The organism is Sphingorhabdus sp. (assembly GCF_044354325.1).
GTDB lineage: Bacteria > Pseudomonadota > Alphaproteobacteria > Sphingomonadales > Sphingomonadaceae > Sphingorhabdus_B.
Map to the genome: position 1 here is coordinate 1 of NZ_JBILAF010000051.1, position 13,708 is coordinate 13,708.

Annotated in this window: 16 protein-coding genes; 11 read left to right on the plus strand and 5 right to left on the minus strand. The window is 56.1% G+C overall.

What is annotated here, in order from left to right; all coding sequences use genetic code 11:
- From ACIQ0G_RS06250 to ACIQ0G_RS06265, 4 genes are all read left to right on the plus strand, one after another.
- A partial coding sequence (locus tag ACIQ0G_RS06250) for a PTS sugar transporter subunit IIA (protein ID WP_397577166.1) occupies window positions 1–394 on the plus strand: 394 nt, incomplete at its 5' end.
- Window positions 391–732, plus strand: coding sequence for a DUF1491 family protein (locus ACIQ0G_RS06255; protein WP_397577167.1), 342 nt, complete (start codon window positions 391–393; stop codon window positions 730–732). The genes ACIQ0G_RS06250 and ACIQ0G_RS06255, both read left to right, overlap by 4 nt.
- A gap of 168 nt (window positions 733–900) precedes the next feature.
- Entirely contained in the window at window positions 901–1,596 is a 696-nt protein-coding gene (locus ACIQ0G_RS06260) for a cell wall hydrolase (RefSeq protein WP_324479789.1), read from the plus strand.
- 76 nt (window positions 1,597–1,672) lie between these two features.
- Window positions 1,673–2,158: an MmcB family DNA repair protein gene (locus ACIQ0G_RS06265; RefSeq protein ID WP_324479788.1), complete on the plus strand. Its 486-nt coding sequence runs from the start codon at window positions 1,673–1,675 to the stop codon at window positions 2,156–2,158.
- 12 nt (window positions 2,159–2,170) lie between these two features.
- On the opposite strand, the gene ACIQ0G_RS06270 is transcribed toward ACIQ0G_RS06265, so the two are convergent.
- The 3 genes from ACIQ0G_RS06270 to ACIQ0G_RS06280 all read right to left on the minus strand — a co-directional run bounded on the left by ACIQ0G_RS06270 (window position 2,171) and on the right by ACIQ0G_RS06280 (window position 6,075).
- Window positions 2,171–4,105 (minus strand): DUF3604 domain-containing protein, encoded by a 1,935-nt coding sequence (locus tag ACIQ0G_RS06270; protein ID WP_397577168.1) that lies wholly within the window; start codon window positions 4,103–4,105, stop codon window positions 2,171–2,173.
- A 78-nt stretch (window positions 4,106–4,183) separates the two neighbouring features.
- Entirely contained in the window at window positions 4,184–4,975 is a 792-nt protein-coding gene (locus ACIQ0G_RS06275) for a sterol desaturase family protein (RefSeq protein WP_324479786.1), read from the minus strand.
- Window positions 4,976–4,980: 5 nt separating this feature from the next.
- Complete coding sequence (locus ACIQ0G_RS06280) at window positions 4,981–6,075, minus strand: alkene reductase (protein WP_324479785.1); 1,095 nt, start codon at window positions 6,073–6,075, stop codon at window positions 4,981–4,983.
- 72 nt (window positions 6,076–6,147) lie between these two features.
- Between ACIQ0G_RS06280 and ACIQ0G_RS06285 the strand changes: the two genes are divergently transcribed.
- Genes ACIQ0G_RS06285 through ACIQ0G_RS06315 form a run of 7 tightly spaced genes read left to right on the plus strand, consistent with a single transcriptional unit; the run spans window position 6,148 to window position 12,604 of the window.
- Window positions 6,148–7,020: a DMT family transporter gene (locus ACIQ0G_RS06285; RefSeq protein WP_324479784.1), complete on the plus strand. Its 873-nt coding sequence runs from the start codon at window positions 6,148–6,150 to the stop codon at window positions 7,018–7,020.
- A 38-nt stretch (window positions 7,021–7,058) separates the two neighbouring features.
- Window positions 7,059–7,727 carry a COQ9 family protein gene (locus tag ACIQ0G_RS06290; RefSeq protein WP_397577169.1) on the plus strand — a complete coding sequence of 223 codons (669 nt, stop codon included), beginning with the start codon at window positions 7,059–7,061 and terminating at the stop codon, window positions 7,725–7,727.
- A 48-nt stretch (window positions 7,728–7,775) separates the two neighbouring features.
- The gene (locus ACIQ0G_RS06295) at window positions 7,776–8,018 is read left to right on the plus strand and encodes a ferrous iron transport protein A (RefSeq protein ID WP_397577170.1); all 243 of its coding nucleotides are present in this window, start codon (window positions 7,776–7,778) and stop codon (window positions 8,016–8,018) included.
- On the plus strand, window positions 8,015–9,868 hold the full coding sequence (locus ACIQ0G_RS06300; RefSeq protein ID WP_397577171.1) for a ferrous iron transporter B: 1,854 nt from the start codon (window positions 8,015–8,017) through the stop codon (window positions 9,866–9,868). The genes ACIQ0G_RS06295 and ACIQ0G_RS06300 overlap by 4 nt, the downstream gene beginning before the upstream one ends.
- A gap of 36 nt (window positions 9,869–9,904) precedes the next feature.
- Window positions 9,905–10,429, plus strand: coding sequence for a single-stranded DNA-binding protein (gene ssb / locus ACIQ0G_RS06305; protein WP_395634517.1), 525 nt, complete (start codon window positions 9,905–9,907; stop codon window positions 10,427–10,429).
- 47 nt (window positions 10,430–10,476) lie between these two features.
- Complete coding sequence (locus ACIQ0G_RS06310; RefSeq protein ID WP_397577172.1) at window positions 10,477–11,151, plus strand: TVP38/TMEM64 family protein; 675 nt, start codon at window positions 10,477–10,479, stop codon at window positions 11,149–11,151.
- Complete coding sequence (locus tag ACIQ0G_RS06315; RefSeq protein WP_397577173.1) at window positions 11,144–12,604, plus strand: dihydrolipoyl dehydrogenase family protein; 1,461 nt, start codon at window positions 11,144–11,146, stop codon at window positions 12,602–12,604. The genes ACIQ0G_RS06310 and ACIQ0G_RS06315 overlap by 8 nt, the downstream gene beginning before the upstream one ends.
- On the opposite strand, the gene ACIQ0G_RS06320 is transcribed toward ACIQ0G_RS06315, so the two are convergent.
- Both ACIQ0G_RS06320 and ACIQ0G_RS06325 read right to left on the minus strand, forming a co-directional pair.
- Window positions 12,601–13,215, minus strand: a complete 615-nt coding sequence (locus ACIQ0G_RS06320; RefSeq protein WP_397577174.1) for a CDP-alcohol phosphatidyltransferase family protein — start codon at window positions 13,213–13,215, stop codon at window positions 12,601–12,603. The two genes, ACIQ0G_RS06315 and ACIQ0G_RS06320, sit on opposite strands and share 4 nt — an antisense overlap.
- Window positions 13,216–13,708: DUF177 domain-containing protein (locus ACIQ0G_RS06325; RefSeq protein ID WP_397577175.1), on the minus strand; the 493-nt coding region annotated here is incomplete at its 5' end. It abuts the gene before it with no gap.

Consider the following 13,708-nt stretch of genomic DNA (forward strand, 5'->3'; position numbering starts at 1 on the left):
GCTTGCGCGCTTATCGGTGATTGCAGCCGAAAATTATTTTCTCGATTCCCATGCCGTGCTGGAAGGCATGGTGGAGCGTGAGCGACTTGGCCCGACGGGTTTTGGTGGCGGTACCGCGATTCCCCATTGCAAGGTGTCGGGCATTGATATGCCTGTTGCCGTATTTGCGCGGCTTTCAAAGCCCGTGCCCTATGATGCGGTGGATGATGAACCCGTAGACCTTGTCTGCGGGCTGATATCACCTGCGCAAGACGGAGCGTCGCATTTGCGCGCCTTGGCGGAAGTGTCCCGCCTGTTTCGTGACGAGAAATTCCGTGCCCAGTTGCGTGGCGCAGCCGACTCTGCGGCCATGTTCGCCGTGCTGACCCTTTCCGAAGAGCGCGACGCTGCTTGATTGAACCGCGGCTTGCAACGGATGTGCAGATTTCTGCCATGCGGCGATTGGCAGAGGCTGACGGCGGTTTTGCGACCGTTTTAAAAAAGGGCGATGCTACGTCAGGCGCCATCCTGCTCATTGGGCAGATCCGCGGCGCAGAGCCGCGTTTGTACGATCGATATCCGTCATTGGACGGCAAAACCGCCTGGCAAAGCGTTGATTTGGCGGAAACAGGTGATACTGCCATTCAAAATTATTGGCAAAACCGCTGCGCCCGCGACCCAGATTTGTGGGTTTTTGAACTGGATGTCGCATCCGCTGCACGGTTGGACGGACTCTTGGCTGCGTTTAATTGACTTTGCTGCGGCGCATCATAAATGCGCGGTCATCGAGTAGCGAAGGTTGTCGACCGGGAACGCATTAGGGGTGACCAGACAAACACGCGAGTCGGACGCAACAAAAGACGAATAAAAACATATATATAGCATTTCGTCCGCTGTTGTTGCCGCTTTATTGTACGTTTAATGTTGAAATTTTTTCGGGCTGCTTCTGTTGCGGCCGTAACGTTTACCCTGGCTTCAGCGGTCATTGCCGCAGATGCCGGTTTCGCTTTTGAAAATACCCAAAGCACCGCTTTAAACGCGACCACCATATTAGTGGACGCTGCGCAAATCTCCGCTGATCAGGTCCAAGCAGACTTGGCAAAAAGCGGTAAGGTTACTGCGACCCTCGCCGACAATGGCGACATCATTTTCACTCCAGGCATCGGCGAACCTTCGAACAGCGATGATAATGAAGCCATCGCGGCTTCGTCGCTATCCGATCTGGTGCGCCAACAAGACACCAACGAATCGCTGAGCGCTGAACAACGCTGCCTCGCAAGCGCGGTGTATTTCGAATCAAAGGGTGAATCACTCACCGGACAGCTTGCTGTTGCGCGTGTCGTGACGGCGCGTGCCAAGTCCGGTCGCTTCCCCACCACATTGTGCGGTGTGGTTTTCCAGAAAAGCCAATTTTCCTTTGTGCGTGGCGGCGGCATGCCACCGATCGCCATTGGCAGTGCACATTGGCGCAACGCTGTCGCGATCAGCAAGATCGCGTTGGACGACCGCTGGGAAAGCCCCGTTGAAGGCGCTTTATACTTTCATGCGCGGCATGTCTCGCCGGGCTGGCGCTTAACGCGCCTTGGCAGCATCGATAATCATATCTTCTATCGTTAAACGCCGATGAAATCCGACAATAAGGGCCCCGAAATGGGGCCTTTATTTTGTTCTTCTTTCGTTCTATTCATGCACAATGAACGCGCACACTTCTCCATTGTCGATAGGGGCCCCATCGGTTGCCCGCGGAACATCCCGGCTGTTTCTGCGCAACCAGATTATGGTTCAATCGGAGGTAAGCCTTCGCAACGGCCGGCGCGCAGACCTTATGGGTCTGACGACAAAAGGCGAAATCATCATCGTCGAAATCAAATGTTCACGCGCTGATCTTTTGGGTGATCAGAAATGGCCCGAATATCTCGAATATTGCGACCGCTTTTTTTGGGCAGTGCCCGCAGGGTTTGATATCGGACCATTGCATGGCGATGCATTCATGCCCGAACGGGCAGGGCTGATCATCGCCGATGCTTATGACGCCGAAATAGCCCGCCCGGCGGCGCTCGTCCCATTGGCCACCGCGCGGCGCAAAACCGAAACACAACGGCTGGCACGGCTCGCCATGCGCCGCCTGATGGGCATTGCTGATCCTGACCCGATCCTTGCGGAAATCGAAGCCGAGTAAAGAAAGCTTAAATTAGCTCTTCTTCGGATTAAACCAGATCGGCGAAGAATATGCCCGCTCTTGCGCTTTCAACTCTGTACCGGGCCGCAGCTTTGCACCGTAGCGCAAGGCGTCGAACAGCACCCATCGTGGCGTCGGAATTTCAATGACGCGCACATAATAAAAGGCGCGGATCGAAGGGTTAAACTCGGGATCCGTCCATATCGTCCGCAGTTCCGGGTCACCAATGCTGTTGGTGTAACTGGCCTTCGCGATGTTGACGGTGTCGCCGACGGGCGTAAGCTTGCCATTGGCGCCTTTGGAGCGCTTGTCGGCGTCCGACCAGACAACATCGAACACTTTCTCTTGAAGTGCGCCTGATGCGTTTACCCAGCCTTTGACGACCTGTACCCGATCAAGGTTCGCGCCCATCGGATCTTTCAGCGCAGAAATCATGAATTTCGGCGCGCCGCGGCCGGGTTTCAAATCTGCGCCCATGGGCACACCGCGCGCATAGCCTGCTTTAACCCAGTCGCGTGTGAATTCGTTCTCGGTAAAGTCCCAACCGCCAAAGAAACGCAACTTAATGCGCGGTCCTGTCGTGGCATAAACCTCACGCCGCGTCATGGCATCGAAAATGGCTGCGCGCGTGTTCGCCGTGGCCCACACTGCGGCATATCCACCGGCGAGATAATGCCAGCCCATACGGCCTTCGCGGGTGCCCAGATTCTGGGGATCGCTGGCGCGTTTGCGGTTTGGTTCACCGCCAGAATGTTTGCCGAAGAAATTATTCTCATCGGCGGTAGCAAGGCCAGTATGGCTGTCGGTTGAACCGATTACGCCAAATTTATAAGGATTCACGCCCGTGCGTGCCTCAATCGCAAGCCCGCGTTTTAACGCTTCACGAATATATTCGCCGGCATAATCCTGGTTTTTCTTTTTTATCTGCATGGTCAGGTTGCCGACGTCCCAACCTGCCGTACCAAAGCCTGCAAATTCGTCATTTGGCGACAGGAACGGATGCGATTCGCTATCACCCTTAATCTGCGTGATTTCGGTCACCGGTTCGCGCGCTGCGCGCCGCCGGGCATATGCAGCGGTCATTGGTCCGCCATCTGGACCAACCAATTCAAACATCAGGCCATTGGAAAGGTTGCTGTTGTGCGGAATGGCCAACACCTTGCCGCCCGTGACCTTTTCATAATTGTCCATATAGTCCCACAGCTGGCTGACGGGTGTGTCGCCTTGCCCCGGATCATATGGGAGGACCTTGTCGGTCCGGCTTTTGCCATCGCGGAACATGACGACACGGTGCAAATTGTTGCCGCTGGGCATCAACGTATATTCAAAGCCCATGAAGGCGGTGAACTTGCCCGGTTCATTATACCGCTCGACGAGTGCGCTGTGGCCTGTCCAGATGCTTGTCGACGTTTTTTTCTGCCGTTCCGGGTTTGTCAGGGCGGCTGGCAAAGCATTGCGTCCAGCCAGATCGATCAGCTCGCCCGTAACGCGTTGCATGCCCTCTGGCCCCTTGTGCATTTCTTCATGCCAGCGTTTCAGGGTAGGGTCGCGGACAAGAAAGCCGGGTGCGTCATATAATGCTTTGGTCGCGCCCAAGCCGCCGGAGTGATCGGCGATCACCAGAAAGTCGAGTGGACGTTCCAGCTGTGCCTTCAGCCCGCCGGTCGAGGTGACTTCCTCACCGCGCGCAAAACGCAGCGCATCTTCTGGCCCCAGCTTTACGCCGAAACCAAAGGCGTCGATGGAATTTGCCGTATGCAAATGGGTGTCGCCCCATAAAAGCTTGTCCGCGGGACCAGAGGTCACTTCGCTATCGGATGATGCTTGTGCGGTACGCGCGTCATCCATGATGCTTTTTTCGCGATATTGCTGCCAACCATAGGTCAGTCCGGCGCCGACCGCGACAACAGCCACGGTGCCCAAAATGATGTTGCGCAATTTTGCCATGATATAATCTCCCCCAAACCCGAAAATGCGTCGGAAAACAGTGCAGGTCAAGTGCCGCGAAGCAACCGCAATATAATGTTACGTCATCGGCTGCTTCATGCTCCAGACAAACGCAGATGGCCGTTGGTCGTCGAATTGGGATAGTCCGATTTTCTGATTTTCGGCGCCGACATGGGATTCTGCATAATATGTCCCGAACAATCGGTCCCATATCGACAAAGCAAAACCGAAGTTGCTTTTTTGTTCGGCAACAATCACGCTGTGGTGCACCAGATGCATGTCGGGCGTCACAAAAAATATGCGCAACATCCGGTCGAGCTTCTTGGGTAGGCGGATGTTGCTGTGATTGAACAGCGCATTTGCATTGAGCCACAATTCAAATGCCAGCGCGACGACAAGTGGCACGCCCAACAGGGCGACCATTGCGGATTTATAGAATGTCGACACAATCAATTCGAACGGATGAAAGCGCAGTGCGGTGGTGACATCAAGGTCGCGGTCGCTGTGGTGTACGGCATGCATCCGCCAGAAAAAAGGGAAGCGGTGCATCGCAAAATGCTGAAACCAGACAGCGAAATCGAGAACGACAAAGGCCATCCAGGCTTCGGCCCAGAAGGGCCAGTTTAAGAATTGCAGCATTCCGAACCGGTGGGCGTCTGCCCATGTCGCCGCGACGCCGATAACGACGAAAAACGAGAGGATCCTGCCGACAACTGCGTTGGTTGCGAAGAATAAAACATGCGTCCGCCATCGCGGATAGCGGCCCAAGACTAAGGCACGGCGCGGCCAGATATATTCTGCACTGGCCAACGCAAAAAGCAGCAAAGCGGGGACGGCTATTGCATATATGCCAATCCCCGCTTCGATCATGTGCGTTACGCGTCCGCCGCGTTCAGGAACGGATAGTCGGTATATCCTTCTGCCGCAGGTGCGTACCATGTTTTGAAATTATCAGGGGTCAGTTCAGCCCCGGACCGCAGCCGTTCAACCAGATCAGGGTTGCTGATATAGGGACGGCCAAAGCTGATGGCGTCAGCCAAACCGGATGCCAGATCTTCGTCCGCCAGCTCGCGCGTATATTCTTGGTTCAGCACCAATGGCCCTTTGAAGATCTTGCGGATTTCAGGGGAAATACGCGGCACATCGGTTTGCCCGAAATTGCCGTATGCTTTCACTTCACGCAGCTCCAAGAACGCGATGCCGATATCTTGCAATGCGGCAGCGGCAGCGGTGAACAACGGCACGGGATTGCTATCATTCGCACCCTGTGTTTCGCCATTGGGCGACAGGCGTACAGAGGTTCGTTCCGAACCAATGGCGTCGACGACGGCTTGCGTGACTTCGCGCAACAGGCGGATACGGTTTTCGATTGCACCGCCATATTCATCGGTGCGCAAATTGGTGTTGTCGCGCAGGAACTGGTCAATCAAATAGCCGTTGGCAGCGTGAATCTGAACACCGTCAAAGCCGGCGGCCATCGCGTTTTTCGCCGCGTTGACATAATCCGATATGATGCGCGGAATTTCCGAAGCCTCAAGCGCGCGCGCTTCAGTATATTCTTTTTTGCCCTCGGCGGTGTGCGCATAACCCGGCGCAGTCGTTGCAGATGCGGACACAGGCTGGGCACCGCCCAAGAAGTCCGGGTGAACAAGCCGTCCCATATGCCACAGCTGCAATATGATCCGGCCATCTGCCTTGTGCACGGCTTCGGTCACTGGCTTCCAAGCCGCGATCTGTGCATCTGACCAGATACCGGGCGCCGACGGCCATCCAAGGCCTTCTTGGCTAATGCCCGTCGCTTCGGCGATAATCAGGCCAGCCGTGCTGCGCTGGGTGTAATATTCGGCTTTCAAATCCGACATGGGAACATGCCCTTCGACACTGCGGCCGCGGGTCAGCGGTGCCATGAGGACTCGGTTGGGCGCGCTGATGGCGCCGAGTTGAATCGGATCAAACAAAGTTGCAGTCATGTGATATCCTGTCATTAAGCGTTTCTTTGCAGCCAAGATGCGGATGAAAGTTGCAAAATGCAACGGGGGTTTATGTCGCAGAAGATTTTACATCAGCAACCGCCCAGCTTGCTTGCCTTTGCGGCATTGCTCGCGGGAAATATTGCAATCGCTTTTGGACCATTGCTGGTGCGTTTTGCCGACAGCGGACCCATTGCGACCGGGTTCTGGCGACTGGCGTTGGCGACGCCATTTTTGTTTTTTGTCGGATATCGATTTGGTTTTCGTTTCTCGGCGTTAAGCAAATCAACAATCTGGCTTGCGACAATTGCGGGGCTGTTTTTCGGCGTTGATATCATCTTGTGGCATATTGGCATTTTCCAAACGAAAATGGCCAATGCGACATTATTTGCGAACTGTGCCAGCCTGATTCTGGTGGTTTACGGGATATTTGTCGCGCGCAAAATGCCCAGCAAATGGGAAAGCGCCGCGGTGCTTTTTGCATTTGTGGGCGCTGCACTTTTAATGGGGCAAAGCCTTGATCTGTCCCCGCTGCATTTCCAGGGGGATATTTTATCGCTTGGCGCGGGCCTTACATACACGGTGTATCTGGTGCTCATGATGCGCGTGCGACAGAATACGGAAAGCTGGGGCGCACTGGGCATGGCAAGCGCTGTTGCGGCGGTCATCTTGCTTATCGGGTCGATTGTCGCGGGGGAACAGGTTATCCCGACTGTGTGGTGGCCAGTTCTGTTGCTTGCGTTCACGTCACAGTTTTTCGGGCAAGGTTGCCTGACCTATGCCTTACCGCATTTTAGCCCGCTGGTGATTGGTTTGGCCTTGTTGTTTCAGCCTGCTTTATCGGCAGCGGCTGGGTGGCTTGCCTTTGGTGAGACGCTAACCGCAATGGATTTTACGGGCAGCGCGCTGGTGATGATCGCGCTTGTGCTGGTGCGTAAGCAATAGACCTTTTCTTGAGGGCGCCGAACGCCTACATGTTCTGCATGTCCATATCACCGCTTCCTGCTGACCCGACGCTCGACGAAATTCGTGCCGCCCTTGCCCCAATCATCGCGCGTAATGCGGGGTTTGATGGCTGGTCTGATGCCGCTGTTCATGCGGCCGCTGATGAAGCTGGCGTGGACCATGATGTTACAAAGCTTGCGTTCAAAGATAACGCCATCGACATGATTGATGCGTGGATCGACAGCATCGATATGGAGCTTGCCCATCGTTTGCCCGCCGAAAAACTTGCGGCGATGAAAATCCGTGACCGGATTACAGCATTGTTGGCAACGCGGCTGGAAATCATGGCGCCGGACCGCGAATCCCTGCGGCGCGCGATGGTGATCATGGCCATGCCGCAAAATCTGGTGCGCAGTGCAAAGATCGGTTGGCGATCCGCCGACCGGATGTGGCGTCTGGCCGGAGATACCGCGAGCGACTTCAACCATTATACCAAGCGCATGACGCTGTCGGCAGTATATGCGAGCACGCTGAGTGTGTTCGTCAACGATGACAGCGACAATTTTGCTGATGCACGGGCTTTCCTTGATCGTCGCATCGATAATGTGATGCAGTTTGAGAAGGTGAAGTTTCAGGCGAAACAGCGTCAGGAATATGTGCCAAGCCTTTCGCGCTTCATTGGCCGCCTGCGCTATCCGGCGCGTTAATCCAAATCTCTATTGATGTTATTGCGAATCGGTTGCAAATAAGCGCCCGTGCAACTTGACCATCTTCCATTGAACCGCGCCGCGGTTATTCGGGCCATCGATTGGGATGTTTTGCCCGATCAGGAAGGACATCGTCTGCGCTCACTTGGCTTTGAACCCGGGGTCACCATCGAAGCATTGCACAAGGGTATTTTGATGTGGCGTGACCCGCTTGCCGTGCGGGTCGGCCGAATGACCGTGGCCTTGCGCAGCAATGTTGCCGCGGCCATCGATTGCGAGCTTAAGCCATGACGCAAATGCTGCCCCTCGTTGCCCTTGTCGGAAACCCCAATGCCGGGAAAAGTGCGTTGTTCAATGCGCTGACTGGTGCACGGCAGAAGATTGCGAATTATCCCGGCGTAACGGTTGAGCGCAAATCGGGGCGGGCGACGTTTGACGACGGCCAACCCGTTGAAATGATCGACTTGCCCGGCGCGTATAGCCTCGATCCCGATAGCCTTGATGAAGCCGTCACCCGCGATGTCGTGCTGGGAAATCTGGAGGGCCATCGCCGTCCGGACGCGCTTGTGATCGTGCTGGATGCCGGCAACCTCGATAACCATCTGCGCTTCGCGCTCGAGCTGATTGCGCAGGGCCTGCCGACGGTGGTCGCACTGAACATGGTCGATCTTGCCGAGCGTGATGGCTTGCAGTTGGATGCAGATAAACTCGCCCGCGCATTGGGCGTACCCGTTATTGAAACGGTGGCGGTACGTCGTCGTGGTCTCGCGCCGTTGATGGCGGAGCTTGAACGCACACTCAAAACGCCGCGGCCTTCGGTCGAACCAGTTGCGGTATCGTTTGGCGCGAAAAATCAGCAGGCACGCGACATTGCGCGTTCCGTGATCGTGAGCGAAACCGCAGGTCGCCAGTGGACGCGCAGGCTCGATTCCGTATTGCTGCACCCGGTCGGCGGCGTGGTCATTTTGCTCGCTTTGTTGTTCCTTATGTTTCAGGCGGTGTACGGCTGGTCTGAGGCACCGATTGGTTGGATCGAAAGCGGCTTTGCCCTGTTAAGTGATGCGATTACGGGCGCGTTGCCCGATGGATTATTCCGGTCATTCTTGACCGATGGCGTCATTGCCGGCGTCGGATCGGTGGTCGTCTTCCTGCCGCAGATTTTGATCCTGTTCCTGTTCATTTTGCTGCTTGAGGCATCGGGTTATATGACGCGCGCTGCGTTCGTTATGGACAGGGTGATGGCGGCGGTCGGCCTTTCGGGGCACAGCTTCATTCCGCTTTTATCGTCCTTTGCCTGCGCCATTCCCGGCATCATGGCGACCCGCACGATCATGGATCAGAAGGAACGGCTGGCGACCATATTGATTGCGCCGCTAATGACCTGTTCGGCGCGGCTACCCGTTTATACCGTCATCATTGGGGCGTTCATCCCTTCAACCACTGTTGGACCCGGCATCGGGTTGCAGGGCCTTGTTCTCTTTGGCCTGTATATCGCAGGCATATTGGGCGCGATGCTGGCGGCGTCCGTCATCCAGCGCTTTGTCACGCAAAGCCGGACGAGCAACTTCCTCATCGAAATGCCACGATATCAATGGCCGCGCTTGCGTGATATTGCGCTGAACCTATGGCAGCGGGCGTGGGTGTTTCTGCGCCGCGCGGGCACCATTATTTTTGCCGCGACCATCATATTGTGGGCGCTTTTAAGCTTTCCCAAAGCGCCTGTGGGCAGCGGCATTTCGCAAGTGGAATATTCGGTCGCTGGCCGCATTGCAGACGGGCTTGAACCGATGGTCCGGCCGATTGGCTTTAATCATGACATTGCACTCGCGCTCATTCCGGCGATGGCCGCCCGCGAAGTGGCGGTCTCTGCCTTGGCGACGGTCTATGCCATTGATGCGGCGGATGAAAACGCGGCCGCGTCTAGTCTGGGTCCCAAGCTGGCGGCGGACTGGTCACTTGCGACAGCTTTGGCGTTTCTGGCGTGGTTCGTCTTTGCGCCGCAGTGCATTTCCACCATTGCCGTTACGCGCCGTGAAACCAATGGATGGAAATGGCCGATCTTCATGGTCACCTATCTTTTTGCGCTGGCATATGCCGCCGCTGGCATAACATATTGGACAGCGCGGTCCTTCGGCTTATAGCAAGTTCACAAGATCATTTGATTAGAGGGCAGGAACATGGCGGGAAGCGTCAATAAAGTTATCATCGTGGGCAATTTGGGTGCGGATCCCGAAGTCAAATCCTTCCAGAATGGTGGGCGCATTTGCAACCTGCGGATTGCGACGTCGGAAGACTGGAAAGACCGCACCACGGGCGAGAAAAAAGAACGCACCGAATGGCATAGCGTCGTGTTGAACTCCGACGGCCTTGTCGGCGTGGCCGAACGTTTCCTGAAAAAAGGCAGCAAGGTTTACATCGAAGGTCAATTGCGCACCCGCAAATGGCAGGATGCTTCGGGTAACGACCGTTACACAACCGAAGTGTCGGTTGCCGGCTTTGATGGCAAGCTGGTTATGCTGGATGGTCCCAAGGGCGGATCAGGCGGCGGCGATGGCTGGAGCGGCGGCGCATCTGGCGGTGGCTCCTCGGGCGGATCGTCCGGTGGCAATAATTGGGGCGCCGGTGGCGGCGGCGGCGGAAGCTCTTCCGGCTTTGGCGGCGGTGATTTTGACAATGACCTCGACGACGACGTACCGTTTTGATCGCTAGCGAGCGGCCAATAGCAGTAACAGATTGAACAGGGGCCAAAATGAAAAAAGCAGTTTTGGCTCTTGTCCTGATTGGCGCGATTGTGGCCTATTTTATTTTTGATTTGGGCCAATATCTAAGCCTCGAAAATTTCAAAGCCAGTCAGGCAGACATTGTCGCGGCAAAGGATGCAAATCCGGCTTTGTATATTGCCGGGTTTTTCCTCCTTTATGTCGCGGTGACGGGATTATCGATCCCGGGCGCTGCAATCATGAGCCTGGTCGCCGGTGCTTTGTTTGGCGTTGTCGTTGGCACGCTCATTGTCTCCTTTGCATCGACCATGGGCGCAACATTGGCGTTTCTCAGCTCGCGTTATTTGCTGCGCGATTGGGTGCAGGGCAAATTCGGCGAACGCTTGCGCGCGGTTGATGACGGACTTGAAAAAGACGGCGCATTTTATTTGTTCACGCTGCGTTTGATTCCGGTATTTCCATTCTTCGTCATCAATCTGCTGATGGGTCTGACGCGGATTAAAACCGGCACATTCTTTTGGGTCAGCCAGATCGGCATGTTGCCAGCGACAATCGTGTTCGTGAATGCAGGCACCCAGATCAGCCGCATAGAAAGCACCGCCGGTTTGTTGTCGCCCACACTCATTGCCTCATTCGTGGCGCTCGCTTTCTTCCCCTGGGCGGCAAAGGGCATTGTAGCGGTGGTAAAGCGCAGCCGTGGCTAAACAGTGGCAAAAGCCGAAGCGGTTTGACCGCAACCTCATAGTCATTGGTGCCGGATCGGCGGGCTTGGTCTCGGCCTACATCGCGTCAATGGTCAAAGCGAAAGTGACCTTGGTCGAAGCGCATGACATGGGGGGCGATTGCCTGAACACCGGATGCGTCCCGTCCAAGGCGCTCATCAAAAGCGCAAAGGTTGCGCATCAGGTTGCGGACTCGGCCCGCTTTGGCATTCAGAGCGGCGCACCTGTCATCGACTTCCCTGCGGTCATGCGCCGCGTCCGCGACGTCATTACCGCGATTGAACCACATGATAGCGTTGAACGCTTTACCGGTCTCGGCGTCGATTGCGTGAAGGGCTATGCGCGCTTCGTTGATCCGTGGACCATAGAGATTGATGGCGCACGCCAGTTAACCGCAAAATCCTTCATCATCGCCACGGGCGCAGCGCCCTTCATCCCGCCACTGCCGGGCGTCGAGGATAGCGGATATCTGACGAGCGAGACTTTGTGGGATGTCATGGCGGACCGCACAAGTGCGCCCAACCGTCTGGTGATTTTGGGTGGTGGTCCCATTGGCTGCGAACTCGCACAGGCATTCCAGCGTTTGGGGTCAAAAGTGACCATCGTCGAAATGGCGGATCGGTTGCTGCTGAAAGAGGATGCCGATGCCGCTGCATTGGTGACCGCGCGATTGCAGGCGGAGGGCGTGCGCGTTCACACCGCCCACCGTGCCGTGCGTTTTGAAGCGGGAAAATCTCTGGTCGTTGAAGGACCGCAGGGTGAAAAATCGATAGCCTATGATGACATCATCATTGCCGTCGGTCGCAAGCCGCGGGTGTCCGGCTTTGGTCTTGAAGAATTGGGGTTGGTTGTGGGCGGCCAGCTTGCGAATGATGATTTTCTGCGCACGAATATGCCGCACATATATTGTGCGGGCGACGTTGCCGGACGCCAGCAGCTGACGCACGGCGGCAGTCATGAGGCATGGTATGCCAGCGTGAATGCACTGGCCCGGCCGTTCAAGAAATACCGCACCGATTACCGCGTCCTGCCGCGTGTCACCTATACGGAACCCGAGCTTGCGACGGTTGGCTTGACCGAGGCGGAGGCGCGTGCGCAAGGCCTGTCTTTCGATGTCACACGGTACGATCTTGATGATCTCGACCGGGCGATTGCCGAAAGCGAAGCGCATGGCTTTGTCAAAATTCTGACCGCCAAAGGCAGTGACCGCATTTTAGGCGCAACGATTATTGGGCAGAATGCGGGCGAAATTCTCGCCGAAGTCACCTTCGCGATGAAGCATAAAATGGGGCTGCGCAAAATCCTGCAGACTATTCACCCCTACCCAACATGGGCTGAGGCGAACAAATATGCGGCGGGTCAGTTCGGGTTGGCGCGCAAACCCGAAGCACTGCTGAAATGGGCCGAGCGTTGGTTCCGCTGGCAGCGGGGTTAGCGGAAGCTTTTGGCCGCGAGCGCAACGCGCTGGGCAACGGTCAGTATACACAACGCCGCAAATATTAGCGCCAATGTCGGGAAAAATGCCGGGAACAGGCAGAACAGCAAAAAGAACGCGATGGTCTCCCCGCCCTCCATCAATCCGGTGGAATAGATAAATGCTTTGGGGCCATGCGCACCGTCATCATCATTGCGCCGCGCGGCGATTGCGGCATATCCCAGAAAGCTGACTGCTGTCAGGGTGAAGCTCGCCACCAGCGCGAGCGCGGGCATTTGATTGTTAGCGCTTATTATCCCGAACGCGACGGGGACAGACACGTAGAACAGAAAGTCACACAGCGAATCCAAATATCCGCCAAAGTCCGTCGGCCCGTTGATCCGGGCAATCGCGCCATCGAGACCGTCAAAAAGGCGGTTCAGCACGATGCACATTAATGCAGCCGAATAATGCGCCTGCGTGATGAAAAATGCCGCACCCAGCCCGATGGCAGCACCGGTGATCGTCAGGGCATTGGCCGAAAACCGCGCACCTGCCAGTACGCGCGCGATGCGGAACAGCGCCGGGTCGACCAGTCGGCGAAGCGCCACATCAAACATGGCGCTGCCCAATCATTTTTTCGCCAACAAGTCCTTTAGTCCCGCGAGCGCACCCACTGGAGCGACGTCTTCTTCGCTTTTGACACCTGCAGCCTTCAAGATTTCCTCTGCCTCGGGACTGCGCGGATAGGGATTGAGCCCGAGACCCATTGACTGCGCAACCGCCTCACCCAAATCAATGGTCTGGCCATCGTGGAACATCGTGTCGCAATCTTCGGGTGCGAGTTCGAGTTCCACTTCGCCATTTGATGTGGGTTCGGCAATAAATTGGATATGGATGGCCTCGTCCAATTTTGCAGGAACGGGATCATGCGTTGCGATGCAAAATTGTGCGAGGCTGGCCGTAAAGCGTCCGGTTGCAATCACGGCGTCCGCTTCATGCTTCAACGAAATTTCAGCCTCAAGATTGTCCAGCGCCGCCAGATCAAACCGCGCCATCAGGGCGTGGCGCGCTGCCTCATCCGCCGAAAGCCGAAGGTTGCGGCTGTGGTTTCCAACTTCGGAA